At 56.4% G+C, this 26,462-nt stretch carries 26 protein-coding genes and 1 other RNA gene; 18 read left to right on the plus strand and 9 right to left on the minus strand.

From position 1 onward, the window contains the following. Positions 1-11: 11 nt before the first annotated feature. The gene (locus ACN28Q_RS16475; protein WP_095847328.1) at positions 12-299 is read right to left on the minus strand and encodes a putative quinol monooxygenase; all 288 of its coding nucleotides are present in this window, start codon (positions 297-299) and stop codon (positions 12-14) included. Between the two features lie 371 nt (positions 300-670). On the opposite strand from ACN28Q_RS16475, the gene epd reads away from it, so the two are divergent. From epd to fbaA, 3 genes are all read left to right on the plus strand, one after another. Beyond that, a complete protein-coding gene (gene epd, locus ACN28Q_RS16480; RefSeq protein ID WP_095847329.1) occupies positions 671-1,687 on the plus strand; it encodes an erythrose-4-phosphate dehydrogenase in 1,017 nt (338 codons plus the stop codon). Positions 1,688-1,757: 70 nt separating this feature from the next. Beyond that, positions 1,758-2,921: a phosphoglycerate kinase gene (pgk, locus tag ACN28Q_RS16485; protein ID WP_095847330.1), complete on the plus strand. Its 1,164-nt coding sequence runs from the start codon at positions 1,758-1,760 to the stop codon at positions 2,919-2,921. A gap of 114 nt (positions 2,922-3,035) precedes the next feature. Beyond that, entirely contained in the window at positions 3,036-4,115 is a 1,080-nt protein-coding gene (gene fbaA, locus ACN28Q_RS16490) for a class II fructose-bisphosphate aldolase (RefSeq protein WP_095847331.1), read from the plus strand. Between the two features lie 53 nt (positions 4,116-4,168). Here fbaA and ACN28Q_RS16495 read toward each other — a convergent pair whose 3' ends face one another. Next, positions 4,169-4,837, minus strand: coding sequence for a DUF1345 domain-containing protein (locus ACN28Q_RS16495; RefSeq protein ID WP_095847332.1), 669 nt, complete (start codon positions 4,835-4,837; stop codon positions 4,169-4,171). 208 nt (positions 4,838-5,045) lie between these two features. Here ACN28Q_RS16495 and mscS point away from each other — a divergent pair, with 208 nt between their 5' ends. From mscS to ACN28Q_RS16510, 3 genes are all read left to right on the plus strand, one after another. Then, positions 5,046-5,912: a small-conductance mechanosensitive channel MscS gene (gene mscS, locus ACN28Q_RS16500; RefSeq protein WP_095847333.1), complete on the plus strand. Its 867-nt coding sequence runs from the start codon at positions 5,046-5,048 to the stop codon at positions 5,910-5,912. 228 nt (positions 5,913-6,140) lie between these two features. Further along, on the plus strand, positions 6,141-6,758 hold the full coding sequence (argO, locus tag ACN28Q_RS16505) for an arginine exporter ArgO (RefSeq protein ID WP_095847334.1): 618 nt from the start codon (positions 6,141-6,143) through the stop codon (positions 6,756-6,758). A gap of 236 nt (positions 6,759-6,994) precedes the next feature. Next, positions 6,995-7,723, plus strand: coding sequence for an oxidative stress defense protein (locus ACN28Q_RS16510; protein WP_095847335.1), 729 nt, complete (start codon positions 6,995-6,997; stop codon positions 7,721-7,723). A 95-nt stretch (positions 7,724-7,818) separates the two neighbouring features. Here ACN28Q_RS16510 and ACN28Q_RS16515 read toward each other — a convergent pair whose 3' ends face one another. After that, positions 7,819-8,712, minus strand: coding sequence for a LysR family transcriptional regulator ArgP (locus tag ACN28Q_RS16515; RefSeq protein WP_095847336.1), 894 nt, complete (start codon positions 8,710-8,712; stop codon positions 7,819-7,821). Between the two features lie 208 nt (positions 8,713-8,920). Between ACN28Q_RS16515 and rpiA the strand changes: the two genes are divergently transcribed. Further along, a complete protein-coding gene (rpiA, locus tag ACN28Q_RS16520; RefSeq protein WP_095847337.1) occupies positions 8,921-9,577 on the plus strand; it encodes a ribose-5-phosphate isomerase RpiA in 657 nt (218 codons plus the stop codon). Between the two features lie 340 nt (positions 9,578-9,917). Continuing rightward, positions 9,918-11,156, plus strand: coding sequence for a phosphoglycerate dehydrogenase (serA, locus tag ACN28Q_RS16525; protein WP_095847338.1), 1,239 nt, complete (start codon positions 9,918-9,920; stop codon positions 11,154-11,156). Positions 11,157-11,268: 112 nt separating this feature from the next. Here the strand turns inward: serA and ACN28Q_RS16530 are convergent, their stop codons facing one another. The 3 genes from ACN28Q_RS16530 to zapA all read right to left on the minus strand — a co-directional run bounded on the left by ACN28Q_RS16530 (position 11,269) and on the right by zapA (position 12,483). Next, positions 11,269-11,883, minus strand: a complete 615-nt coding sequence (locus ACN28Q_RS16530; RefSeq protein WP_095847339.1) for a 5-formyltetrahydrofolate cyclo-ligase — start codon at positions 11,881-11,883, stop codon at positions 11,269-11,271. Positions 11,884-11,930: 47 nt separating this feature from the next. Continuing rightward, a non-coding RNA gene (ssrS, locus tag ACN28Q_RS16535) (6S RNA) lies at positions 11,931-12,112 on the minus strand. A 41-nt stretch (positions 12,113-12,153) separates the two neighbouring features. Further along, the gene (gene zapA, locus ACN28Q_RS16540) at positions 12,154-12,483 is read right to left on the minus strand and encodes a cell division protein ZapA (RefSeq protein WP_095847340.1); all 330 of its coding nucleotides are present in this window, start codon (positions 12,481-12,483) and stop codon (positions 12,154-12,156) included. Between the two features lie 351 nt (positions 12,484-12,834). Between zapA and ACN28Q_RS16545 the strand changes: the two genes are divergently transcribed. From ACN28Q_RS16545 to gcvP, 7 genes are all read left to right on the plus strand, one after another. Next, positions 12,835-13,413 (plus strand): YecA/YgfB family protein, encoded by a 579-nt coding sequence (locus ACN28Q_RS16545; RefSeq protein WP_095847341.1) that lies wholly within the window; start codon positions 12,835-12,837, stop codon positions 13,411-13,413. Positions 13,414-13,508: 95 nt separating this feature from the next. Further along, positions 13,509-14,831: a Xaa-Pro aminopeptidase gene (gene pepP, locus ACN28Q_RS16550; protein ID WP_095847342.1), complete on the plus strand. Its 1,323-nt coding sequence runs from the start codon at positions 13,509-13,511 to the stop codon at positions 14,829-14,831. A gap of 1 nt (position 14,832) precedes the next feature. Next, complete coding sequence (gene ubiH / locus ACN28Q_RS16555) at positions 14,833-16,011, plus strand: 2-octaprenyl-6-methoxyphenyl hydroxylase (protein WP_095847343.1); 1,179 nt, start codon at positions 14,833-14,835, stop codon at positions 16,009-16,011. Positions 16,012-16,107: 96 nt separating this feature from the next. Next, on the plus strand, positions 16,108-17,310 hold the full coding sequence (gene ubiI, locus ACN28Q_RS16560; protein WP_095847344.1) for an FAD-dependent 2-octaprenylphenol hydroxylase: 1,203 nt from the start codon (positions 16,108-16,110) through the stop codon (positions 17,308-17,310). Between the two features lie 517 nt (positions 17,311-17,827). Continuing rightward, on the plus strand, positions 17,828-18,925 hold the full coding sequence (gcvT, locus tag ACN28Q_RS16565) for a glycine cleavage system aminomethyltransferase GcvT (protein ID WP_095847345.1): 1,098 nt from the start codon (positions 17,828-17,830) through the stop codon (positions 18,923-18,925). Positions 18,926-19,007: 82 nt separating this feature from the next. Beyond that, positions 19,008-19,394 (plus strand): glycine cleavage system protein GcvH, encoded by a 387-nt coding sequence (gcvH, locus tag ACN28Q_RS16570; RefSeq protein ID WP_095847346.1) that lies wholly within the window; start codon positions 19,008-19,010, stop codon positions 19,392-19,394. Positions 19,395-19,489: 95 nt separating this feature from the next. Further along, positions 19,490-22,366 carry an aminomethyl-transferring glycine dehydrogenase gene (gene gcvP, locus ACN28Q_RS16575; protein ID WP_095847347.1) on the plus strand — a complete coding sequence of 959 codons (2,877 nt, stop codon included), beginning with the start codon at positions 19,490-19,492 and terminating at the stop codon, positions 22,364-22,366. A gap of 58 nt (positions 22,367-22,424) precedes the next feature. Here the strand turns inward: gcvP and ACN28Q_RS16580 are convergent, their stop codons facing one another. After that, positions 22,425-23,033: an HD domain-containing protein gene (locus ACN28Q_RS16580; RefSeq protein WP_095847348.1), complete on the minus strand. Its 609-nt coding sequence runs from the start codon at positions 23,031-23,033 to the stop codon at positions 22,425-22,427. A 194-nt stretch (positions 23,034-23,227) separates the two neighbouring features. On the opposite strand from ACN28Q_RS16580, the gene trhA reads away from it, so the two are divergent. Beyond that, complete coding sequence (gene trhA / locus ACN28Q_RS16585) at positions 23,228-23,902, plus strand: PAQR family membrane homeostasis protein TrhA (RefSeq protein ID WP_095847349.1); 675 nt, start codon at positions 23,228-23,230, stop codon at positions 23,900-23,902. Between the two features lie 41 nt (positions 23,903-23,943). On the opposite strand, the gene ygfZ is transcribed toward trhA, so the two are convergent. After that, positions 23,944-24,933 carry a tRNA-modifying protein YgfZ gene (gene ygfZ / locus ACN28Q_RS16590; protein ID WP_095847350.1) on the minus strand — a complete coding sequence of 330 codons (990 nt, stop codon included), beginning with the start codon at positions 24,931-24,933 and terminating at the stop codon, positions 23,944-23,946. A 288-nt stretch (positions 24,934-25,221) separates the two neighbouring features. On the opposite strand from ygfZ, the gene sdhE reads away from it, so the two are divergent. Both sdhE and ACN28Q_RS16600 read left to right on the plus strand, forming a co-directional pair. Beyond that, complete coding sequence (gene sdhE, locus ACN28Q_RS16595; RefSeq protein WP_095849067.1) at positions 25,222-25,488, plus strand: FAD assembly factor SdhE; 267 nt, start codon at positions 25,222-25,224, stop codon at positions 25,486-25,488. Continuing rightward, positions 25,469-25,900: a protein YgfX gene (locus tag ACN28Q_RS16600; RefSeq protein ID WP_095847351.1), complete on the plus strand. Its 432-nt coding sequence runs from the start codon at positions 25,469-25,471 to the stop codon at positions 25,898-25,900. Before sdhE ends, ACN28Q_RS16600 begins: the two co-directional genes overlap by 20 nt. A 21-nt stretch (positions 25,901-25,921) precedes the next feature. On the opposite strand, the gene fldB is transcribed toward ACN28Q_RS16600, so the two are convergent. Beyond that, positions 25,922-26,440, minus strand: coding sequence for a flavodoxin FldB (gene fldB, locus ACN28Q_RS16605; protein ID WP_095847352.1), 519 nt, complete (start codon positions 26,438-26,440; stop codon positions 25,922-25,924). Positions 26,441-26,462: the final 22 nt, after the last annotated feature.

Raw genomic sequence — 26,462 nt, forward strand, 5'->3', positions numbered from 1 at the left:
GCGTTGGCAGCTTACAACTGCGTCAGTTTTTTCACTTCCAGGCTTTCCAGTTTCCCATCCAGTTCGGCCAGGAAGGCATCGTGGTAAGGCATTGCCATGTGTTCCTTCAGCGCCTGCTCCGATTTCCAGCGTTCGATAAAGACGAATGCGCCCGGCGTGCCCTGTTCTTCGTGCAGATCGTATTGAATACAGCCAGGTTCGGAACGGCTTGGAGCGACCATGGCGCGCACGGCTTTATCCACTGCGGCGCGGTGTTCTGGGGTGGCTTTGATTAAGGCTACAACTTTAACTTCGCTCATTGATACTCCTTGTATGGCCTATTACATATGGACGGATGTCGTTAAAGATAGGGATTAAGCGCTTGTAAAAATGTGCGCTAGATCATTTTATTTTCGCAAAATACTGCTTGGTTAACCGCTTGGCTCTCGGAGCTGTTCCCTTTCAGAAAGCTTTGGTTTATCCTCGGCTGAAGCGTTTCAGTTGGAGCATATCCAAGAGAAATGCCGGAGTGAGTAGTTGCTGTGGGCAACAGGATTTTATCCATGACGCCACTTGGCGGTTCACAGCGAGCCACGCTCTCAGTATTCTATGCAGGTTAGCACGATAACCAGTCAGCGCCAGCCAGCCCGGTGACAATACCGGCGTGGAAGGCCCTTCTTCAGGGAGCAGCATGACCATTCGCATAGCGATAAACGGCTTTGGCCGCATTGGCCGCAGCGTGTTACGCGCATTGTATGAATCAGGGAAACGCGCAGAGATTTCCGTGGTTGCAATCAACGAGCTGGCCAATGCCGATGGGATGGTTCACCTGTTGAAGTTTGACTCTAGCCACGGGCGTTTTGGCTGGGATGTACGCCAGGAATGCGACACGCTGATTGTCGGCAACGATAGCATTCGTTTGCTGCACCAGCCGGAAATAACGCAATTGCCCTGGGGCGACTTGGCGGTAGATGTCGTGCTGGATTGCAGCGGGGCGTATGGCAGCCGGGCAGACGGTGAGGCGCATCTTGCCGCCGGTGCGCAGAAGGTGTTGTTCGCCCACCCAGGCGGTAACGATCTGGATGCCACCGTGGTGTTTGGCGTCAATCACCAGGCGCTGCAGGCGCAGCATCGCATCGTTTCCAACGCCTCCTGTACCACCAACTGCATTATTCCGGTTATCAAGCTGTTGGATGACGCTTTCAACATTGAATCCGGCACTGTGACCACTATCCACTCATCAATGAACGATCAGCCGGTGATAGACGCCTATCATCAGGATTTGCGGCGTACCCGCGCGGCGAGCCAGTCGATTATTCCGGTCGACACCAAGCTGGCTGCGGGCATTACCCGCATCTTCCCGCAGTTTTGCGATCGTTTTGAAGCGATTTCCGTGCGTGTGCCGACCATCAACGTAACGGCCATTGATTTAAGCGTCAGCGTGCACGCGGCGGTGCGAGTCACAGAGGTCAACCAGCTACTGCAAAAGGCCGCACAGGGCGCATTTCGTGGTATAGTTGACTATACGGAACTGCCGCTAGTCTCGATAGATTTTAACCATGACCCGCACAGCGCCATCGTGGATGGCACGCAAACCCGGGTCAGTGGGCAACACCTGATAAAGACGTTGGTCTGGTGTGATAACGAATGGGGCTTTGCCAACAGGATGTTGGATACAACCCGGGCAATGGCCGCAAGTGGTTTCTAGCTCGGCGGCATCGTGTTGTTGATGCGCCGCTCAGGCAATTTTTAAAGAGAATCAACTAAGAGGGTTCACCATGTCTGTAATTAAGATGACCGATCTGGATCTGGCAGGTAAACGTGTTCTGATCCGTTCTGACCTGAACGTACCAGTGAAAGGCGGTAAAGTGACTTCCGATGCACGTATCCGTGCTTCCCTGCCGACTATCGAAGCAGCGCTGAAACAAGGCGCTCGTGTTATGGTCACGTCCCACCTGGGCCGCCCGACCGAAGGCGAATACAACGAAGAATTCTCTCTGCTGCCGGTAGTAAACTACCTGAAAGATCATCTGAAAAACCCAGTGCGTCTGGCGAAAGATTATCTGGACGGCGTTGACGTTGCCGAAGGCGAACTGGTAGTGCTGGAAAACGTTCGCTTCAACAAAGGCGAAAAGAAAGACGACGAAGCGCTGTCTAAAAAATACGCTGCGCTGTGCGACGTGTATGTGATGGATGCTTTCGGCACCGCACACCGCGCGCAAGCTTCTACGCATGGCGTGGGTAAATTCGCACCGGTTGCCTGTGCAGGCCCGCTGCTTTCCGCAGAGCTTGAAGCGCTGGGTAAAGCACTGAAAGAACCTGCTCGCCCAATGGTCGCCATCGTTGGTGGTTCAAAAGTTTCTACCAAACTGACCGTGCTGGATTCCCTGGCCAAAATTGCCGATCAGCTGATCGTGGGTGGCGGTATCGCCAACACCTTCGTGGCCGCTCAAGGCCACAACGTTGGTCAGTCCCTGTATGAAGCCGACCTGATCCCGAACGCCAAAAAACTGCTGGAAACCAGCGACATCCCGGTTCCGACCGACGTGCGTGTTGCTACGGAGTTTTCTGAAAGTGCTGCGGCAACGGTGAAACAAGTCTCTGAAATCAAAGACAACGAGCAAATTCTGGATATCGGTGATGTTTCAGCCCAGCGTCTGGCTGATATCCTGAAGAACGCCAAAACCATTCTGTGGAATGGTCCGGTTGGCGTATTCGAGTTCCCTAACTTCCGTAAGGGGACTGAAATTGTTGCGCGCGCCATCGCCGATAGCGAAGGTTTCTCTATCGCAGGCGGCGGTGATACGCTGGCGGCAATCGACCTGTTCGGCATTGCTGACAAAATCTCCTACATCTCCACCGGCGGCGGTGCGTTCCTGGAATTCGTTGAAGGGAAACAGCTGCCAGCGGTAGTGATGCTGGAAGAGCGCGCTAAGCAGTAATTCAAACAACGGGAGGCGGAAGCCGCCCGTTTGTTTTATTCCGCACCCGGTTGGGTGCGGAGTGTAAGAATCGATTTACATCCATCTACGGCCGACGAAACGGGACAACTTAACATGTCTAAAATTTTTGATTTCGTAAAACCGGGTGTCATCACGGGTGATGACGTTCAGAAAGTATTCGCAGTAGCAAAAGAAAACAACTTTGCTCTGCCAGCGGTAAACTGCGTGGGTACCGACTCCATCAATGCCGTTCTGGAAGCAGCAGCAAAAGTTCGTGCACCTGTTATCGTTCAGTTCTCTAACGGCGGCGCTGCGTTCATCGCAGGTAAAGGCGTGAAAACTGACGTTCCTCAGGGTGCTGCGATTCTGGGCGCAATCTCCGGCGCACACCACGTTCACCAGATGGCTGAACATTACGGCGTGCCGGTTATCCTGCATACCGACCACTGTGCGAAAAAACTGCTGCCTTGGATTGACGGCCTGCTGGACGCCGGTGAAAAACATTTCGCTGCAACCGGTAAACCGCTGTTCTCTTCTCACATGATCGATCTGTCAGAAGAATCCCTGGAAGAAAACATCGAAATCAGCAGCAAATACCTGGCCCGTATGGCTAAACTGGGTATGACGCTGGAAATCGAACTGGGTTGCACCGGTGGTGAAGAAGACGGTGTGGACAACAGCCACATGGACGCTTCCGCCCTGTACACCCAACCACAAGACGTTGCATACGCCTACGAAAAACTGAATGCGATCAGCCCACGTTTCACCATCGCGGCTTCCTTCGGTAACGTACACGGCGTGTACAAACCAGGTAACGTGAAACTGACCCCGACTATCCTGCGTGATTCTCAGGACTACGTTTCCAAAAAATACAACCTGCCGCACAACAGCCTGAACTTCGTGTTCCACGGCGGCTCTGGCTCTAGCGATGCAGAAATCAAAGAATCCGTCGGCTACGGCGTGATCAAAATGAACATCGATACCGATACCCAATGGGCAACCTGGGAAGGTATCCTGAACTACTACAAAGAAAACGAAGGCTACCTGCAGAGCCAACTGGGTAACCCGAAAGGCGCCGATCAGCCGAACAAAAAATACTACGATCCACGCGTATGGCTGCGTGCTGCGCAGACCAGCATGCTGGCCCGTCTGGAAAAAGCATTCAAAGAACTGAACGCTATCGACGTGCTGTAATCTCGGCTAACCGTTGTTATCAAGGCTCCCTCCGGGGGGCCTTTTTTTATGGCTTAACTCAGCAAACCTGCGCCGACGTTAATCGATAGCCCCAGAATGACCAGGTTAAAGACAAAGGAAATGACCGACTGCAGCAGGGCGATTTTGCGTACCTCCGCCGTGCCAACCGCCACATCGGCGGTTTGCGATGCCACTGCAATGGTGAAAGAGAAATAAGCGAAATCCCAATAGGTCGGTTGTTTAAGATTGCCGGGGAACAGCAACGGCAAAGGATCCTGCTGCGCGTCCTGGCGATAAAACTGGTGGGCATAGTGCATGGTAAAGGCCGTCGGCAGCAGCAGCCAGGACACCACCAGCGTGGCGCCGGTCAGCGCTAAATGTAGCGTTTTCAGCGGATCGCTGACCTGCCTGGCGGTGCTCAATTCAAACAATATCGCGAGAATGCTGACCAAGCAGCCGATGCTGACCAGCGCCAGCACCTTGCCGGCGCTCTCATCTTGCGCGCGGGCGAGTTGGCGGATGTGCTTTGGCGTACTGACCAGCATCATCCGCCAGAGCGACAGCAGATAGCACCAGGCCAGCACATTCCAGCCGAGCATCAATCTTTGCAATTCATTGAGTTGACTCGGCAGCAGCAGGTAACATAGGATGCCCGCGCCGATGGAAAGCAACAGCCGCGGGCGAACCTGCCAATAGTGTTTAATCGACGATGTAAAGTGCATAGCGGGTGAAATTCCTTCTCCTGATAAAGACGATGGCGCTGTGTTCAGCATAGAAGAAGCGGGGCCGTTGTTTTGGCTATTTTTACCGCTTACGGTTGGCATGCTGCGGGAATGTTGGTTAACCTTAGGCGGTGGTTTCCAACTGGCGCAGACGTCAGTGTATTTTTTTGCGAATTTATCCCCTTAGGGAAAAGTTAGGACGGCACGAATGAAAGATCTCAACGTAGTGGATGGTATTAACAATGCCAGCAGTTGGTTGGTGAAAAACCAGGATTTATTGATTCAGTACGCGGTGAACATTGTTGCCGCCATTGTTATTTTTATCATTGGTTCGATCATCGCCCGCATCGTCGGTAATACGGTGAACCGTGTGATGAAGCTGCGGGGTATTGATGCCACCGTAACCAATTTCCTGGCGGCGATGGTGCGCTACGGTATCCTGGCATTCACCTTTATCGCCGTGCTTGGGCGCGTCGGCGTGCAGACCACGTCGGTGATTGCCGTATTGGGTGCCGCAGGTTTGGCCGTCGGTTTAGCGTTGCAGGGCTCACTGTCCAACTTTGCCGCTGGTGTGCTGCTGGTGGCTTTCCGCCCGCTGCGTGCCGGTGAGTATGTCGATCTGGGCGGCGTGGCCGGTACGGTTGATCAGGTGCAAATTTTCTCTACCACGCTGCGTACCGCAGACAATAAAACCATCGTGGTGCCGAACGGCAAAGTGATTGCCGGCAATATCATCAACTATTCCCGCGAACCAAACCGCCGCGTGGATATCGTCGTGGGCGTTGCCTATGATGCGGACATCGATCTGGTAAAGAAGGTACTGGGCGATGTGATCGCAGCCGATCAGCGTATCCAACACGATAAAGGAGTTACCGTTCGCCTGAATGAGATGGCGGCGTCTTCCCTGAACTTCGTAACCCGCTCCTGGACCACCAATGCTGAATACTGGAATGTGTACTTCGATCTGATGGAAAACTTCAAACGCCAACTGGATGCCCACAACATCGGTATTCCATACCCGCAGATGGATGTCCATGTGCACCGCGTTGATAACCCAACCGCCAAAGCGGAATAACGGCAAACAATCGCCAGCCGGTAGCCAGTCAGCCATCTGACTGGCCTTTTTGTTTCTGCTTTTCACGCCCTGGTCTGGGCCGCCGCTTTTCCGCCTGGATGCATGACGGCCATTAATTTGGCTAATTAAATATTAGAATTATCCATTTCACCTAATAATTTTATCTCCCTATGATGCTCCTGCTGTAACGCGTGCGCCATCGTCGGCGCTATTTTATAGGGGAACACCATGTTAGCTGTTTTTCTGCAGGGCTTTGCCCTGAGCGCCGCGATGATCCTGCCGCTCGGGCCGCAAAATGTGTTTGTCATGAATCAGGGCATCCGCCGCCAATACCACCTGATGATCGCCGCACTGTGTGCCTTCAGCGATATCATCCTTATCTGCGGCGGCATTTTTGGCGGCAGCGAATTGCTGGTTCGTTCGCCCGTTCTGTTGGCATTGGTGACCTGGGGGGGCGTCGCGTTCCTGCTATGGTACGGCTGGAGCGCGCTGCGCACCGCGTTTAGCCGGCATATCGAACTGGCGCAAGCGGAAGAAATGCAGCAGAGCCGCTGGCGTATCGTGGTGACCATGCTGGCGGTAACCTGGCTGAACCCGCATGTTTATCTGGATACTTTTGTGGTGCTGGGTAGCCTGGGCGGGCAACTGGCGGCGGATGTGCGCTCCTGGTTCGCGCTGGGGGCGGTTAGCGCTTCCATCCTGTGGTTCTTTGCCCTGGCGCTGTTAGCCGCCTGGTTAGCGCCGCTGCTGAAAACCCAACGGGCGCAGCGGGTGATTAACGTGTTGGTGGGAATAGTGATGTGGGGCATTGCGCTGAGGCTGGCCTGGCAGGGGGCTAACCTGTGAGAATTTGTCACTAATCCGAGTTTAAAACCTTGGCGGTTATGCTACGGTTTAGCGGTAGTTATCGGTTATTCCTGCTGCAGTTTTACTGCGATTCGAGCCAATAGATCCAAGATGGTTTTACGTTGCAGGCAAAGCGAACGCATGTAACAGGAAGCAGGAAGGATACGGGTTTAGGTGGTTTGCGCAGGCGGGGAATAACCGATGAATCAGATACCAACTGTCATTAAGGAGATACAGTGAAGCTTAAAGCATTGGCGATGGCCGCCATGGTTGGATTAGGTACATTACCTCTGGCGTTGCAGGCAGCGGAAGTCCCGCAGGGGCCTCATGTCGTGACCTCGGGCACGTCAAGCGTCGACGCGGTGCCGGATATCGCCACGCTGGCGATTGAAGTCAACGTATCGTCCAAAGACGCCACCCAGGCGAAAAAACAGGTGGACGACCGCGTGGCGCAATATTTTGATTTTCTGCAGAAAAACGGCATAGAGAAGAAAGATATCAGCGCGGCTAATTTGCGTACGCAGCCTGAATACGATTATCTGAAAACCGGTGAATCGGTTTTGAAGGGCTACCGGGCGGTGCGCCAGGTGCAGGTAACGCTGCGCCAGTTGGATAAACTGAATGAATTACTGGACGGTGCGTTAAAATCCGGCCTGAATGAGATCCGCGCCGTTGAGCTTGGTGTGGCAAACCCGGATGTTTACCGCGATCGGGCGCGCCAGAAGGCGATCGAAAACGCCACCCAACAGGCGACTTCGCTGGCGCAGGGCTTTAAAGCCAAGCTGGGGCCGGTTTACAGCATCCGCTATCACGTCGCCAATTATCAGCCGATGCCGGTAGCGCGTATGTATACCGCCGCCGCGGCCGCGCCGCAAAATGACGCTGCGCAAACTTATGAGCAGCAGAGCATTCACTTTGACGATCAGGTTGATGTGGTGTTCGAGCTTGAGCGCAACGCGCAGTAATCACTGCCATATCCGCATTTGAACTCCGGCGGTGGCGCCCGATGGCGCTACCGTTGTGTTTGCCGCAGCCAGGCTTTCCTTTCTGATGATCGCCGTTAGATTTGGCGCAGTACCTGCCGCCCATGCGACAGCAGCGCGTCGGTGACCTTACGCATCATGCGGCTTTCCGGGGCGAAACGGTGCCAGTACAGCATCCGGCGCTGGAGCAGCCCGGGCGTCAGGTTGATCAGCTCCCCTTCTTCCAGCTCCCTTTCAATTTGCAGGTGCGGGATCATACAGCAGGTGGTGCCCTGGCGGGCCAACTGCACGAAGGCTTCTGACGAGTTGACGATATGGCAGGGAACGCTGCCCGGGGAAAGATCAAAATTCTGCTGCAGGAACGCCTGGTGCATGTCGTCGAGATGATCAAAAGCCACCGCCGGTGCTTTCAGCAAGGCGGCGCGGGTCACCCCATTGGGGAAGTAGCGCTCGGCAAAGGGTTTGGAAGCGACAAACAGGTAGTCCAGGGCGCCCAGTTGGTCCACCAGGCAGCTTGGCAACGGCTGGGGTTGAATACTGACTGCGCCCACCACCTCGCCGCGGCGCAGGCGCTCCTGGGTGCGGGTTTCATCTTCAACCTGTAAATTCAAACGGATAGGCGAATCCGCCAACACGGATTTCAACGCGGGCAGCAGCCAGGTGGCCAGGCTGTCGGCGTTGACCGCCAATGAAAGCAACAGCGGCGTGTCTGCCCCGTTATCGTTTCCTAGCCACTCCTCTTCCAGCAGTTCCACCTGGTGCAACAGCGCCAAGAGTTTCTGCCCCTGCTCGGTAGGGCGCGGTGGAATGGTACGAACCAGCAACGGCTGGCCGAATAGGTTTTCCAACTGTTTAATGCGCTGGGATACCGCCGATTGGGTGATGCAAAGTTTTTGTGCTGCGCGCTCAAAACCGCGCTCCCGAACCACCGCATCCAGAGCTTGCAGCGTCCGATAGTCAGGGCGTTTCATCGGAGAGGATATCCATTACGTTAAATTGATAATATTGGCACTATGCCACATTTTTGGTTTTTTTCGGGGGAAAAAAACTCGGGCCAATACCGGCCTGATGTCAAGGAAAGTGCGATGTGGGGCAAATAAGTGCGATAGGGTCTGCGTGGCAGCACGCAATTTACCCTATAATACGCACACGTTTTCGTACATAGGCACAGAACATACCATGACGCAGGATGAACTGAAAAAAGCGGTGGGTTGGGCCGCTTTGGATTACGTCAAGCCAGGTACTATTGTTGGCGTGGGCACCGGCTCTACCGCCTCACACTTTATTGACGCGCTGGCTACGATGAAAAACCAGATTGAAGGCGCGGTTTCCAGCTCCGAGGCTTCCACCGTCAAGCTACAGAGCCTGGGGATCCATGTGTTCGATAGCAATGAAGTGGATTTGCTGGATATTTATGTCGATGGCGCGGACGAAATCAACGGTCATATGCAGATGATTAAAGGCGGCGGTGCGGCCTTGACCCGTGAAAAAGTGATCGCGGCGATCGCCCGGCAGTTCATCTGTATTGTCGATGCCAGCAAGCAGGTTGACGTGTTGGGCAAATTCCCGCTGCCGGTGGAAGTGATCCCGATGGCACGTTCCTACGTGGCGCGTGAGCTGGTAAAGCTCGGCGGCCAGCCGGAGTATCGCCAGAATGTTGTGACCGATAACGGCAACGTTATTCTGGATGTGCACAACCTGCAGATTCTGGACGCGGTGGCGTTGGAAAACGCCATCAACGGTATCCCCGGCGTCGTCACCGTTGGGTTGTTCGCCAACCGTGGCGCCGATGTTGCGTTGGTCGGCACGCCGGACGGCGTGAAAGTCGTTAAATAATGCGTTAAAGCGGGCGCCAATCCAGCGCCCGCCAAAGCAAGACATAGCATGCGCTGATGTGGCATTGGCTAGCAAACTCACATAATTCTCGTTATAAAACATCTTTTCTTGAAAAACGCCAAATTTGGTGACATCTGTCACATTCTTGCGAAGAGTTGCAGTATGGTGCTGAATATTGATATCCAACTGGTGTTTTTATCTGTGGATGTCCGGGGTCGTTAGGGCGTTAGCCAGGAACAGGGCAATCGTTTGTATTGCCGGGCGCGTTATTTTTGTTATGTTGGAGGGCGTGCTGTTTCTAACAGCCGCTTCTGAAGTCTGAATAATTAGGGTCGGGTAAATGGCAAAAGTATCATTGGAGAAAGACAGGATTAAGTTCCTGCTGGTCGAAGGGGTTCATCAGAGCGCGGTCGATAATTTGCGTTCTGCCGGTTATACCAATATTGAATATCACAAGGGTGCTCTGGACACGGAGTCGCTGAAGGAGTCCATCCGTGATGCGCACTTCGTCGGTATTCGTTCGCGTACGCACCTGACTGAAGAAGTCTTTGCCGCCGCAGAAAAACTGGTGGCGGTGGGCTGTTTCTGTATCGGTACCAACCAGGTTGATTTGAAGGCAGCGACCAAACGCGGTATTCCGGTGTTTAACGCACCGTTCTCCAATACCCGATCCGTAGCCGAAATGGTGTTGGGCGAACTGCTGCTGATGATGCGCGGCATCCCGGCTGCCAATGCCAAAGCACACCGCGGTGTGTGGAACAAACTGGCCGTGGGCTCCCATGAAGCGCGTGGCAAAAAGTTGGGCATCATTGGCTATGGCCACATCGGTACCCAGTTGGGCATCCTGGCCGAAGGCGTGGGCATGAAAGTGTCGTTTTACGACATTGAGAGCAAGCTGCCGCTGGGCAACGCGCATCAAACCCAGCAGTTGTCTGAACTGCTGGCTAACAGCGACGTTGTCAGCCTGCACGTGCCGGAAACCCCGAGCACCCAAAATATGATCGGTAAAGCAGAGCTGGCGCAGATGAAGCCGGGCGCTATGCTGATCAACGCTTCGCGCGGCACGGTGGTGGATATTCCCGCACTGTGTGAAGCGCTGGCCAGCGAACACCTTGTCGGGGCGGCGATTGACGTATTCCCGGAAGAACCGGCCAGCAACAAAGAGCCGTTCCATTCACCGCTGTGTGAATTCGACAACGTGCTGCTGACGCCGCATATCGGCGGCTCCACCCAGGAAGCGCAAGAAAACATTGGTGATGAAGTTGCCGGTAAGCTGGTGAAATACTCCGACAACGGCTCTACGCTGTCTGCGGTGAACTTCCCGGAAGCCTCGCTGCCGGTGCATGGCCCGCGCGCCAGCCGCCTGCTGCACATCCACGAAAACCGCCCGGGCATTCTGACGCAAATCAACAATATTTTTGCCGACGAAGGGGTGAACATTGCCGCTCAGTACCTGCAGACCAGCCCGGAAATCGGCTATGTGGTTATTGATATCGAAGCGGAAACCGAAAGCGCCGACGCTGCACTGCAGCGCATGAAGGCGATTCCGGGCACCATCCGTGCTCGCCTGCTGTACTAAGCGCACTTATTGGGGTTTCACCGCCCCAATAGGCAGGGCATAAAACACGGGGTTGGCAATGCCAACCCCGTGTTTTTTTTGGAGATAAACCGGGCGCCCTACTGAGCGTTGCCTATTCCTCTTCGTCAATCGGCCAGGCAAAGGTCTGTGACGGCGTGATGACCTCCGGCAGCGGAATATCCCACTGTTCAATCGGCAATGCCGCCACCTGTTGGCAATCATGCGCCAGCCCAATCGGATAGGGGCCGGTATGCCGCCAGTTTTGCAACGTGCGATCATAGAACCCGCCACCCATGCCCAGCCGTTGCCCGCGATCGTCAAAGGCGACCAGCGGCGTCAGCATCACATCCAATTGGCCACGCGGCAAGACGGCGCGCACATCCAACGCGGGTTCCTGAATATTAAAGCGATTGCGCACCAGGGGAGTATGGGCCGCATAGTGCAGGAATAGCAGGTTGCCCGGGCTGAATGGGTGCAACACCGGCAGGTAAACCTGCTTGCCCAACCGCCACAGCGTTTCAATCAGCGGCCCGGTGTTCAGTTCGCCGTCAAAAGAAAGGAATGCGGCAACGTGCTGCGCGGCCTGAATCCGTGGGTGCGCGGCAATACGCTCGCTGGCACGCAATGCATCGGCGTGCTGCTGCTGCGCGGAGAGGGCTTTGCGGCGTTGGCGTATCTGGCTGCGGATGTGTTGGCGTTGTTCGGCGAATTTGGGCTGGAAAGACATAGTACAATCTGCGTAGGTGATGGGGGATGGCCCATAAACGCGGGAAGGGAATCTCCGAGATGCCGTCGCAGGCTGTAACCCTTGAACCCATGGTTCAAGGTGAACGTGCCGTCGCAATCTTAAGGCTTCTCGACAAGCGAGCATGCGCACCGATCACGGAGCAACACATTCTGTTTGTACTAAATATCGGCTCAGGGGACTGGCCCGCTGACGAACATCTCAGAGAAATTTTGTACTCATTGCTGAAGCGTTAGCCTTCAGCAACTTATGCTATTCGAATTGTGCATCCTGACGTTCAGAGATGCGACCCTGTTCAAGCAATGCCTGTTCAATGGTCTGTTGCAGCATACGGATGCGTTGTTCCATATTGGCCGCATAGTCACGCGTTTTCAAGCGCTCTTGTGCAAGTTCATGACAAACGTTCAACGCTGCGATGAAAACTAGCTGCTCAGTATTTGTGACTCTAGTGCGAACTTTAAGATCTTGCAACCGTTGGTTAAGATCGTCCGCCGCCATGTTCAACGCATCTTGCTGTTCTGGCGGGCAATTGACTCTTAACGAGCGGCCAAAAATTTGAATATCTACCGGTTGTGCAGACATGCCACCTTCCTGCCTAAATTTCGCGACTGCTTCAGCTTGCCATACCGGGTTGCCAAAGCGGGCGCCACTATATATACCTCGATACCAAGATACAACCCCTTTTCAGTACTTGGTTGTAATCTACTGTGTATGGCGCGTGCCGTCAAAACGGGCCCTGCCATATTCATTGCGCGTGCGTTAACAAACGCTCTTGCCGCCTGTTTGACGGTTGGTTAAAGGCTGGCCGATGTTGCGCCCGCCTGACACGCAGTGATTATAACGCGTTGCTGAAGGGGCGTGCTTATCTGGTATAACCACGGACCTTGGTGGTAGCATAACACGAACTTATCCTGCCAACGATGACGAATGCGCATGTCTACACAGAATACATTTCCAAGTTACCAGTCTTTGACCGCGGCCCTTAACCAGCAGGCCGTCGCACTCACCGCCGCCGAAATGCACGGTTTGATCAGCGGTATGCTGTGTGGCGGCAACCGCGATGCCAGTTGGCAGACGCTGATGCACGATCTGACCAATGAAGGGGTGGCTTTCCCCCTGGCGTTGAGCCAGCCGTTGCAGCAGTTGTATGACGCCACCCGAGATACGCTGGACGAGGACGAATTCATGTTCCAGGTGATGATGCCCGAAGGCGAAACGGTTAGCGTGTTTGAGCGCGCCGATGCGCTGGCCGGCTGGGTCAACCATTTCCTGCTGGGCCTGGGCATGATGCAGCCGAAACTGGCACAGGTGAAGGATGACGTAGGCGAAGCGATCGACGATCTGCGCAATATTGCTCAACTGGGCTATGACGAAGACGAAGACCAGGAAGAGCTTGAACAGTCGCTGGAGGAAGTGGTGGAGTATGTGCGTGTGGCCGCTCTCCTGTGCTATGGCGAGTTCGCCCGCCGGCAGCCGACGGCGCCGGAAGTGAAAAAGCCGACGCTGCACTAATCGCTTTGTCGCCGGCCATGTTGCCGTGCGCCCTGAAGACACCGGGCGGCATCGCAGGAAGGCTGTTACAGGAAAACTGATTTCAGGAGAAGGTCATGACTCAGCAGGAATTCCATAATCGCCGGCAGGCGTTATTAGCGAAAATGGCTCCGGCCAGCGCGGCGGTTATTTTTGCTGCGCCGGAAGCAACCCGTAATGCAGATTCAGAATATCCTTACCGCCAGAGCAGTGATTTCTGGTACCTGACCGGTTTCAACGAGCCGGAAGCGGTGCTGATCCTGGTGAAAAGCGATGAGACGCACAATCACAGCGTCTTGTTTAACCGGGTGCGCGATTTAACGGCGGAAATCTGGTTCGGCCGCCGCCTGGGGCAGGAAGCGGCGCCGGCCAGGCTGGGAGTGGATCGGGCCTTACCCTTCGATGAAATCAACGATCACCTGTACCTGTTGCTCAATGGGCTGAACGTGGTGTACCACGCGCAAGGGGAATACGCCTATGCGGACGCCATCTTGTATGGCGCGCTGGAAAAGCTGCGCAAGGGCTTTCGCCAAAATCTGCAGGCGCCGGCCACCGTGACCGATTGGCGCCCGTGGCTGCATGACATGCGTCTGTTTAAATCGCCGGAGGAAATTGGCGTGATGCGCCGTGCCGGCGAAATCACCGCGCTGGCGCATACCCGTGCGATGGAAACCTGCCGCCCGGGGATGTTTGAGTACCAACTGGAAGCGGAGATTCACCACGAGTTCACCCGCCATGGCGCGCGTTATCCTTCCTATAACACGATTGTCGGCAGCGGCGAAAATGGCTGTATTTTGCACTACACCGAAAACGCCAGCCAAATGCGTGACGGCGATCTGGTGCTGATCGATGCCGGCTGTGAATACCAAGGCTATGCCGGCGATATCACCCGCACTTTCCCGGTGAACGGCTCGTTCAGCACGGCGCAGCGCGCGGTGTACGATATCGTGCTGGCCTCGCTGTACAAGGCGTTAGCGCTGTTCCGGCCAGGCACCAGCATCCGCGAAGTGACCGAGGACGTGGTGCGCGTGATGGTCAGCGGTCTGGTTAAGCTGGGGGTGATGCACGGCGAGGTTGAACAACTGATTGCCGAACAGGCGCACCGCCAGTTCTTTATGCACGGCCTGAGCCATTGGCTGGGGCTGGATGTGCACGATGTCGGCCATTACGGCACGCCAAGCCGCGAGCGGTTGTTGGAGCCGGGAATGGTACTGACGATTGAACCGGGGCTGTATATTGCGCCGAATGCCGACGTGCCGCCGGAATATCGTGGGATTGGTATCCGCATTGAGGACGATATTTTGATCACCGCCGACGGCAATGAAAACCTGACGGCCAGCGTAGTGAAAGACGCCGATGATATAGAAGCGCTGATGGCGGCGGCCAGGGCGGTTAAATAGCATGAGCGTCATTATTGTCGGCGGCGGCATGGCCGGCGCCACCCTGGCGTTGGCCATCTCTACGTTGACCCAGGGGAAAGTGCCGGTAGATGTGATCGAAGCGGTGCGCCCGGGCGATCGCGCGCATCCGGGATTTGATGCACGGGCGATCGCATTGGCGCAGGGCACTTGCCAACAGCTCAGCCACATTGGCGTTTGGCCAGCGCTGCGCGATTGCGCCACGGCGATAACCCATGTGCACGTCAGCGATCGCGGCCACGCTGGCTTTGTTAATATCCGGGCGCAGGATTACCGGGTTGACGCGCTTGGCCAGGTGATCGAGCTGCATGATGCCGGCCTGCGGCTGTTCAGCCTGTTGGCAAAAGCGCCGGGGGTAACGTTACATTGCCCGGCCAAAGTGATCGATGTGCAGCGTACCGCCGAGCGCGCCGAGGTGCTGTTGGATAATTACCAGCGCCTGAGCGGCCAGCTGCTGGTGGCTGCGGATGGCTCACACTCCGCGCTGGCGCAGGCTTGCCATGTGCAGTGGCAGCAAAAAGACTACCCGCAGTGCGCTATCATCGCCAATATCACGACGGCGGAAGATCCCCAGGGGCGAGCCTTTGAGCGCTTTACCGGCCAGGGGCCGCTGGCGCTGTTGCCGATGTCGCAAGGGCGCAGTTCCCTGGTGTGGTGCCATGCACAGGCCGAGCAACAGCAGGTGGCCGGCTGGGATGATGAACGCTTTCTCAACGAACTGCAGCAGGCTTTCGGCTGGCGCCTGGGGCGTATGCTAAAAGCCGGCAAGCGCCACAGTTATCCCCTGCGGCTGCTGACGGCGCGGCAACATGTCAGCCATCGACTGGCGTTGGTTGGCAATGCCGCCCAGACGCTGCACCCAATCGCCGGGCAGGGCTTCAACCTGGGCCTGAGGGATGTGATGTCGTTGGCGGAAACGCTGGCGGAAGGGGCCGCGCAGGGGGAGGATCTGGGCGCTTATCCCCTGTTGAGCCGCTACCAACAGCGGCGGCAGAAAGATCAACAGGCGACGATCGGCGTGACCGATGGGCTGATCTCGCTGTTCGCCAACCGTTATGCGCCTTTGGTGGTTGGGCGCAATTTGGGCCTGATGGCAATGGAGCAACTGCCGCCGCTGCGTGATGCGTTTGCCAAACGCACGCTGGGCTGGGTTGAACGTTAAACGACGGTTTTATCGGGCGTGGCCTGGTGTTGTGCTTGGGGTTATCGGCGCACACCCTGTGGCGCGAACGGGGTCACTTAAAGGAATTTAAGCAGCATGCAATCATTTGACGTGGTTATCGCCGGTGGCGGTATGGTAGGACTGGCCGTTGCCTGTGGTCTGCAAGGCAGCGGTTTGCGCGTGGCGGTGCTGGAACACCGCCAGCCGGGGCATACGCCGTTGCCGGCACAGCCGGCGCTGCGCGTTTCCGCCATCAATGCCGCCAGTGAACGCCTGCTGCAGCATATCGGCGTGTGGGACGAAATTGTGCAACTACGCGCCAGCGCATACCGCGCGATGGAAGTGTGGGATCGCGATAGCTTCGGCAAAATCGCTTTTCATGCGGACGAATGTGGCTTTAGCCATCTAGGCCATATTATTGAAAATGATGTCATTCAGCAGGCGCTGTGGAAAAAAGCGCAAACGCTCCCAGAGGTCACATTGCTGACGCCTGCGGCGCTCCAACAGGTAGCCTGGGGGGAAAATGACACCTTTATCACGCTGGAAGACGGCCAAATGTTGACTGCCCGGCTGGTGGTGGGCGCGGATGGCGCTAATTCCTGGCTGCGCCAGCATGCGGATATCCCATTGACCTTCTGGGATTACCGCCACAGCGCTTTAGTGGCGACCATCCGCACGGAACTCCCGCACCAGGCCACCGCCAGGCAGGTGTTCCATGGCGACGGTATCCTGGCATTCCTGCCGTTTGACGATCCTCATCTGTGCTCGATCGTCTGGTCTGTGGCGCCGGAGGAGGCTGAACGGCTGATGCAACTGGCGCCGGCGCATTTTAACCGCGAACTGGGCATGGTGTTTGATATGCGCCTTGGCCACTGCCAGTTGGAAAGCGAACGGCAGGTCTTCCCGTTGACCGGGCGCTATGCGCGCAGCTTTGCCGCCCACCGGCTGGCACTGGTTGGCGATGCGGCGCATACCGTGCACCCGCTGGCTGGGCAGGGCGTCAACCTGGGCTTTATGGATGCCGCCGAACTGATCGCCGAGCTTAAACGCTTGCAGCGCCAGGGCAAGGACATTGGCCAGCACCTGTATCTGCGCCGCTATGAACGCCGCCGTAAACACGGTGCGGCGGTTATGCTGGCCAGCATGCAGGGCTTCCGCGAGCTATTTGACGGCGTTAACCCGGCGAAAAAGCTGCTGCGCGACGTCGGCCTGCGGCTGGCAGACACGCTGCCCGGCGTGAAGCCGAAGCTGGTGCGCCAGGCGATGGGGCTGAATGATTTGCCGGATTGGTTATCATAGCCCCTGTGATAGTTCGCCCCAGCGCATCCGCTGGGGTTTATCATTTCTCTTCCGTTATCCTGCGTTAGCAGCGAAGCCATAATTTTTTCTTATATCCCCCTTCATTTGAAATAATCTAATTTTCGCCCGATTTTACCATTACTTTTTCTAATCCTTATCGGGAAAGCCAAAAGTAGAAACTCCGCCGATTTTTCCCTGATAGCTCTACAAAATAATAATGTTGATATTTTTATTGCGGTTTTTATGTATTAAATCCCATTTTTTTAGTGAAAAAATCGGCAAGATGATGCGGTAATTCACTGGCCACAGGTGATGTTATGAATATTTTTACTTATGGTTAATGTGGGCGTTCGGTGCTAACGTCGAAGGAAAGGTATCGTTTGCGCCGCGGCGGCTGGCCGTATTTTCAGGTGGTTTTCTGCGCGGCATTTCTGTTTGGCGAGCCGGTGTGCACACCTCATCGTTGGCGATTGATGAGCGGCGCGCATGCTATCTCCGGCAAAGAAAGAGGGAAAAGATGGCAAAGCAAACCCCGTTGTACGATCAGCATGTGGCATGCGGCGCGCGGATGGTGGATTTCCATGGTTGGATGATGCCGCTGCATTATGGTTCCCAGCTTGATGAGCACCGTGCGGTGCGCCAGGATGCGGGCATGTTTGATGTCTCGCACATGACCATTGTGGATTTGCAAGGCGCCCGCACCCGCGAATTCCTGCGTTACCTGTTAGCCAATGACGTGGCCAAACTGACCCAGCCCGGCAAGGCGCTGTATACCGGGATGCTGAATGCTTCGGGCGGCGTAATTGACGATCTGATCGTGTATTTCTTTAGTGAAGACAACTTCCGCCTGGTGGTGAACTCCGCCACCCGTGAAAAAGATCTGGCCTGGATTGAAGAGCACGCCGCGCCTTATAGCGTTCAACTGACGGTGCGTGACGATCTGTCATTGATCGCAATCCAGGGGCCACAGGCGCAGGCGCGCGCCGCCACGCTGTTTACCGCCGAACAGCAACAGGCGGTGGCAGGCATGAAGCCGTTTTTTGGCGTGCAGGCCGGCGATCTGTTCATTGCGACCACCGGTTACACCGGAGAGGCCGGCTATGAAGTTGCTCTGCCAAACGAGCAGGCGGCTGATTTCTGGCAGCGGCTGTTGGCGGCCGGGGTGAAACCGGCCGGGCTGGGCGCGCGCGATACGCTGCGTTTGGAGGCCGGCATGAACCTGTATGGCCAGGAGATGGACGAAGGCGTTTCGCCGTTGGCGGCCAATATGGCCTGGACCATCGCCTGGGAGCCGCAGGATCGCCAGTTTATCGGCCGTGACGCGCTGGAGCAGCAGCGTAGCCGTGGCACGGAACAGTTGGTGGGTTTGATCATGACGGAAAAAGGCGTATTACGTAATGGGTTGCCGGTCAGCTTTACCGATGCTAGCGGCCAGGCGCAGCAAGGGGTGATCACCAGCGGTTCTTTCTCGCCCACCCTGGGCTTCAGTATTGCGCTGGCGCGGGTGCCGCAAGGGATCGGCGAACAGGCGATTGTGCAAATCCGTAATCGTGAAGTGCCGGTGAAGGTGACTAAACCTGGGTTCGTCCGCGCCGGTAAATCACTGATTAATTAATTTTTGTTGATGCGACACCCCTGGTTTTCAGGCCGCGGCCTGGAAATTCGGGGCGATAATTTCTTCGAAGGAGAAGCAGGCCATGAGCAATGTGCCAACAGAATTGAAGTATGCGGCATCCCACGAATGGGTGCGTGACGAAGGCAACGGTGAATATCTGGTGGGCATTACCGAGCATGCGCAGGAACTGCTGGGCGATATGGTATTTGTCGATCTGCCGGAAGTCGGCACCGTTGTCGCGGCCGGCGACGACTGCGCGGTGGCGGAATCGGTAAAGGCTGCTTCCGACATCTATGCCCCGCTGAGCGGTGAAATTATCGCCGTGAATGAGGCACTGGACGGTTCGCCGGAGCTGGTGAACAGCGATCCTTACAGTGAAGGCTGGCTGTTTCGCATTAAAGCGAGCGACAGCGCCGAGCTGGATAAACTGCTGAACGCCGACGAGTATCAGGCCTCTATCGAAGAGTAAGCCTGCGCAGCAAACCGCCATTCCCTCCCGCTCAGGGAGGGATACGGTGAACGTATGTCCCCCAGTCCCATGTTAGCACTCAGGAATTTGGAGCAATGACCCAGACACTCAGCCAACTTGAAAACAGCGACGCGTTCATCGAACGCCATATCGGCCCTTCGGCGCAACAGCAGCAACAGATGCTGGCAACGGTGGGCGCCAGCTCGCTTGGTGCGCTGATCCAGCAGATTGTACCGGCGGATATTCAACTGCCGGGGCCGCCGGCGGTGGGTGATGCGGCCACCGAGCATCAGGCGCTGGCGGAGCTGAAGGCGATGGCGGCGCTGAATCAGTGCTACAAATCCTATATCGGCATGGGCTACAGCGCAGTGCTGACGCCGCCGGTGATCCTGCGCAACATGCTGGAAAACCCGGGTTGGTACACGGCCTATACGCCGTATCAGCCGGAAGTGTCGCAGGGCCGCCTTGAGGCGCTGCTGAATTTCCAGACGCTGACGCTGGATCTGACCGGGCTGGATCTGGCCTCGGCCTCTTTGCTGGATGAAGCCACTGCTGCCGCCGAGGCGATGGCGCTGGCCAAACGTGCCAGTAAGCTGAAAGACGCCAACCGCTTCTTCGTGGCGAACGATGTGCATCCGCAAACGCTGGATGTGGTGCGCACCCGTGCACAAACCTTCGGCTTTGAAGTGATTGTCGATCGGGCGGAGAAGGTGCTGGATCTACAGGGGGTGTTTGGCGTGCTGTTGCAGCAGGTGGGCAGCACCGGTGAAGTACATGACTACAGCGCCCTGTTGGCCGAGCTGAAAAACCGCAAGATCGTTACCAGCGTGGCGGCGGATATCATGGCGCTGGTATTGCTGGCCGCACCGGGCAAACAGGGGGCGGATGTGGTGTTCGGCTCAGCCCAACGCTTTGGCGTGCCGATGGGATACGGCGGCCCGCACGCGGCATTTTTCGCCTGCCGCGATGAATTCAAACGCGCCATGCCGGGCCGCATTATCGGCGTTTCGCGCGATGCCGCTGGCAATACCGCGCTGCGTATGGCGATGCAAACCCGTGAACAGCATATTCGCCGGGAGAAAGCCAACTCCAATATCTGTACCTCACAGGTGCTGTTGGCCAACATCGCCAGCCTGTACGCGGTGTACCATGGGCCGCAGGGGCTGCAGCGCATCGCCGGGCGCATTCATCGCCTGACGGATATTCTGGCCGCCGGGTTGCAGCAGGCAGGCCTGGTGCTGCGCCACACAACCTGGTTCGACACTCTGACGGTGGAAGTGAAAGACAAGGCTGCCGTGCTGGAGCGCGCATTGGGCTTTGGCATTAACCTGCGCACCGATATCCACGGCGCGGTTGGCATTACGCTGGATGAAGCCACCAGCCGTGAAGACGTGCAAACGCTGTTTGCGGTATTGGCCGGCGACGATCACGGGCTGGACATCGCCGCACTGGATGCGCAAGTGAGCCAGAGCAGCGCGTCGATCCCGGCGGCGATGCGGCGTACAGATCCGATCCTGACCCATCCGGTGTTCAACCGCTATCACAGCGAAACCGAGATGATGCGCTATATGCATCGTCTTGAACGTAAGGATCTGGCGCTGAATCAGGCGATGATCCCGCTGGGCTCCTGCACCATGAAGCTCAACGCGGCGGCGGAAATGATCCCGATCACCTGGCCGGAATTTGCCGAGCTGCATCCGTTCTGCCCGCCGGAACAGGCGGTGGGGTATCAACAGATGATCGGCCAGCTTTCCCGTTGGCTGGTGCAATTGACCGGTTACGATGCAGTGTGCATGCAGCCGAACTCTGGCGCTCAGGGGGAATACGCCGGCCTGCTGTCGATTCGCCGCTATCACGAAAGCCGCAATGAGGGCGGGCGCCACGTCTGCCTGATCCCAAGCTCTGCGCATGGCACTAACCCGGCCTCTGCCCATATGGCGGGGATGAGCGTAGTGGTGGTGGCCTGCGATAAAAACGGCAACATCGATCTGCACGATCTGCGCGCCAAGGCGGAGCAGGCCGGGGATACGCTCTCCTGCATTATGGTGACCTACCCGTCAACGCACGGGGTTTATGAGGAAACCATCCGTGAAGTCTGCCAGATCGTTCACCAGTATGGCGGGCAGGTTTATCTGGACGGCGCCAACATGAACGCGCAGGTCGGCATTACTACGCCGGGCTACATCGGCGCGGATGTATCGCACCTTAACCTGCACAAAACCTTTTGCATTCCGCACGGCGGCGGTGGCCCAGGCATGGGGCCTATCGGCGTGAAGGCGCATCTGGCGCCATTCGTGCCGGGCCACAGCGTTGTACAGATTGAAGATCAGCTCACCCAGCAGGGCGCCGTTTCCGCCGCGCCGTTCGGCAGCGCGTCGATCCTGCCCATTAGCTGGATGTATATCCGCATGATGGGGGCGGAAGGATTGAAGCAGGCCAGCCAGGTGGCGATCCTGAACGCCAACTATATTGCGACCCGCCTGAAAGCGGCTTATCCGGTGCTGTATACCGGGCGCGATCATCGGGTAGCGCACGAATGCATTCTGGATCTGCGGCCGCTGAAAGAGGCAAGCGGCATCAGTGAAATGGACATCGCCAAACGCCTGATCGATTACGGTTTCCATGCGCCGACCATGTCGTTCCCGGTTGCCGGTACCTTGATGGTTGAGCCCACCGAGTCTGAAAGCCAGGAGGAGTTGGATCGCTTTATTGATGCCATGCTGGCGATCCGTGGCGAAATCGAACGGGTTATCAGCGGCGAATGGCCGTTGGCCGACAACCCGTTGGTGAACGCGCCGCACGTTCAGGAAGAATTGGTCGGCGACTGGCAGCATGCTTACAGCCGCGAACTGGCCGTGTTCCCTTCCGCCGCGGTGCGTGAGAATAAATACTGGCCGACCGTGAAGCGCCTGGATGACGTTTACGGCGACCGCAACCTGTTCTGTTCCTGCGCGCCAATCAGCGAATACTAAGCAGTAGGCAACGGCAAAAAAGCAGCGCACATGCGCTGCTTTTTTATGGCGTAAACGCTTACTTCAACCAGCCTTTGCGCTGCGCTTCCTGCAGGTGTTGCAGCAGGTAGTGCCACAGTTCCGGATAGGTTTCGCCGATCATGGCGTTGCGCGCCACCACCTGTTCCAGGCTGATGTTATTTTCCACCCAGCTTTGGCCGCCATTGTGCAGGTTCATCAGCATCGGCATGGTGCGATCCAGCACCAGCGCGAAGCGCGCATCGGGCGTTTCGTTATCTTCATATTCTTGCCATAAGGCGGTGAAATACTCACGCTGGGCTTCCGGCAAGATGCCGAACAAGCGGCGCGCCGCCGCGACTTCCTGATCGTGAATGGCCGCACGCGCCGCCAAATCGTAAACCAGCACGTCGCCGGCATCGATCTCGACGATATCGTGTAGCAACGCCATCTGGATCACGCGTTGGATATCCACGCCTTCACCGGCATAGGGCGCCATGCTCATTGCGGCGACGGCAAAGTGCCAGCTATGTTCGGCGGAGTTTTCATGACGCTGGCTATCAAGCACTTTGGTGCGGCGTTGGACGCCTTTCAGCTTGTCGATTTCCATCAAAAATGCAACGGTCTGGGTCATGGAGCCAAAATCTAACGCGGGTACAGCGGATGACATGAGCAACCTCAGGGTGGAGTTATGAAAGGTGAACCCGGGAATTGTAGACCACTGCCGCGGAGATTTCGACGCTTGCGCGGGGATACATTTTTTCACCGTTTTATTTTTGGCTTACACGTGTACACTGGAATTATTCTCAGTTAAGCTGTTTGCGGCAATTTCGAACAGTTATTGGTGTGTCAGAGGTATCCATGATGGAAAAAGCAGGTGTCGTAAAGGCCAGGGCAGAAAAGAATGTGGTTTCAGCCTATCCTTGGGCAGAGGAAATTGCGAACAGCATCAGCCATGGCATTGGTTTTATCTTTGGTATCGTGGGGCTGGTGATGCTGCTGGTGCAGGCGGTGAACAGCGGCGCGGGCGTCACGGCCATTACCAGCTACAGCCTGTATGGCGGCAGTATGATCCTGCTGTTTCTGGCTTCCACGTTGTATCACGCCATCCCACATCAGAAGGCCAAGCACTGGCTGAAGAAGTTTGATCACTGTGCCATTTACCTGCTGATTGCCGGTACCTATACGCCGTTCCTGCTGGTCGGGCTGGATTCCGCGCTGGCGCGGGGCCTGATGGTGGTTATCTGGAGCATTGCGCTGTTCGGTGTGATTTTCAAACTGGCGTTTGCCCACCGCTTTGAGGTGCTTTCGCTGGTCACCTATTTGACCATGGGCTGGCTCTCGTTGATCGTTATCTACCAGTTGGCAACCCGGCTGGAAGCCGGCGGCGTCACGCTGCTGGCGGTTGGCGGCGTGGTGTATACGCTGGGTGTGATTTTCTATGCGTCGAAGCGTATTCGTTTCGGCCACGCCATTTGGCACGGCTTTGTGCTGGGCGGCTGTTTTTGCCATTTCCTGGCGATTTATCTGTACGTCTAACCACCATTTCAGGGCCGCAGGCGCGCGGCCCTGCCTGATGATTACTCTTCCACCAGTGAATACGGCAGTGGCTTGATGGCCAACTGGCTGCCGGCATCGTCGCGCACGCGCAAAACGCTGTCCGGCGCCAGATCGTTATTTAGCACGGCCTGCACCCACAGCGTGCCGTCGGCAAGCTTGCTGGCCGCTAGCACGGTGCCGGTACGGCGCCAGTTTTCACCCAGCTTCAATTCCAGATCTTCCGCCGCCGCCGGCGTGCGGCCCGCCTGGCCGGCCAGCCAGTATAACGCGCGTTTATTGGCGCCGCGGAATTTTGCGCGGGCGACCATTTCCTGCCCGGTGTAGCAGCCTTTGCTGAAGCTGATGCCGCCGGCCAGCGCCTGCAGGTTGGTGGCCTGCGGGATGAGCTGCTCGCAGTTTGGTGCGTCGATGATCGGGTAACCGGCTTCGATATCCAGCGTTAGCCATTGCTGGCTGTCATTCAGTTCGGCCTGCTCATGCAGTTTGGCGACCAACTGCTCGGCGGTTGCCGCACGGGTGACCAACAAAAAGCGCTCGGCCGGCAATGCGAAGTGCAGCAGTGTGGTTTCGCCTTCCTGCACCACTTGGTTCTGGGCATCCGGCAGCGTTGTGAAGACGCTGGCCAACGCCGCCCGCGCCTGGAAGCCGGCGATCCCCAGCAGCACGGCATCGTTATCCGCCGCAATGGTCACTTTGGAAAACACCGCGTATTTTTTGATTTCCGCCAGTTGGTTTTCCAACACGCTGCGGCGCACCAGATAGCTGAACCCGTCATCGCGGCGGAACAAGCGCAGGTTGCTCCACATTTTGCCTTTGGCGTCGCAATGGCCGCACAATACGTGCTGGGCGGTGAGCTTATCGATATCGGCCGTTACCTGGCCCTGAAGGTATTTTTCGGTATCCGGCCCGTTCAGCGCCACCAGCGCCCAATCTTCCAGCGAGATCAGAGTCAGGGGCAAATGGGTGGATGCAGAGGGCTGAAGGGGCGGAAAGGGGATATTGAACGCCATAAATATGTACCTGCTTAACGTTGCGCCGAAAGTATTGCCACCATGGTAAGAGAGGGCGCAGCCTTTGCAAACAGTTATTCGGCAACAGCGCTTTTTTTGCCATTATTTTTCTTTTGCCGCAGAAGCGCCTTCCCGCCGAGTATGTCAAATTGTTACTCTATACTGTACGCATGAAGTTTTAGCCCCAAGGGCCGACAATAGTTGTTTAAGGGAATTATCTTGCATAAGCGTTGCCTTACAGAATGTCGTTTGAGCACTGCCCCGCTGAAAGAGGTGAGTTATAACAACATGGATATTAATAATAAAGCACGTATTCATTGGGCATGCCGCCGTGGGATGCGTGAGCTGGATATATCGATCATGCCGTTTTTCGAATACGAATACGACACGTTGAGCGATGCGGACAAGGCGCTGTTTATTCGCCTGCTCGAGAGTGATGATCCCGATCTGTTTAACTGGCTGATGAATCATGGCGCTCCGCAGGATGCTGAACTGCAGAGGATGGTGAGATTGATCCAGACGCGAAATAAAGACCGTGGCCCAGTGGCGATGTGATGTCCGCATCTCCTGGCGCACCCAGTTACTTTCGCTGCTGTTGCACGGCGTTCTTATCCTGCTGATTCTGGTTTCGCCTTGGCCGGATGGCTATGGCCCCGTCTGGCTGGTATTGCTGACGCTGGTGGTATTTGAATGTATTCGCAGCCAGCGGCGTATCGCGCAATGCCGTGGTGAACTGCGCCTGCAGGCCGATCGGCACGTCAGTTGGCACGGCAAGGAGTGGCTGTTGGTGAAGAAACCCTGGCTGCAGCCTTATGGGGTTATGCTGTCGCTGCGCCAGATTCAGGGGAAAAAGCGCCGCCGTTTGTGGTTGGCTTCCGACAGTATGGATAAAGCGGAGTGGCGCCAACTGCGCCAGCGGTTGAATTTCCCGCCGGCCGCGGATGGTGAAGATCAATGGCGCAGCTAACCGGCTGCTGCGCTGTTGTGATTACAGCAAAGGCTCCATTTCCAGCAGGATTTGTTCGCACCACTGCTGCAGGCGTTCTTCGCTTAACTCGTATTGATTGACCTCGTCCAGCGCCAGGCCGACAAAATGTTGGCCGTCGGCGCTGACCGGTTTCGGGCTGGTAAACTCATAACCTTCCGTCGGCCAAAAACCGATAAACTGCACGCCGCGCGGCGCTAGTTGGTCGTGCAGCATGCCAAGCGCATCCAGGAACCATTCGCCGTAGCCAAGCTGATCCCCCATGCCGAACAACGCCACGATTTTGCCTTTCAGATCGAGCGACGCCAACTGCGGCCAGATGGCCTCCCAGTCTTCCTGCAGTTCGCCGAAGTCCCAGGTGGGGATACCGAGGATCAGTACTGCGTAATCCTCCATCAGCTTGGGGGACTCGTCTTTCAGGTTGTGCAGATCGACCAGGTCTTCACCCAGAATCTCACGAATTTTTTCCGCCGCCATTTCGGTGTAACAGGTGCTGGAGCCGTAAAACAAACCAATCTTCATCTTTAAACCGTTTTGTACTCTT

Source organism: Gibbsiella quercinecans, from assembly GCF_002291425.1.
In the GTDB taxonomy this organism is placed as follows: Bacteria; Pseudomonadota; Gammaproteobacteria; order Enterobacterales; family Enterobacteriaceae; genus Gibbsiella; species Gibbsiella quercinecans.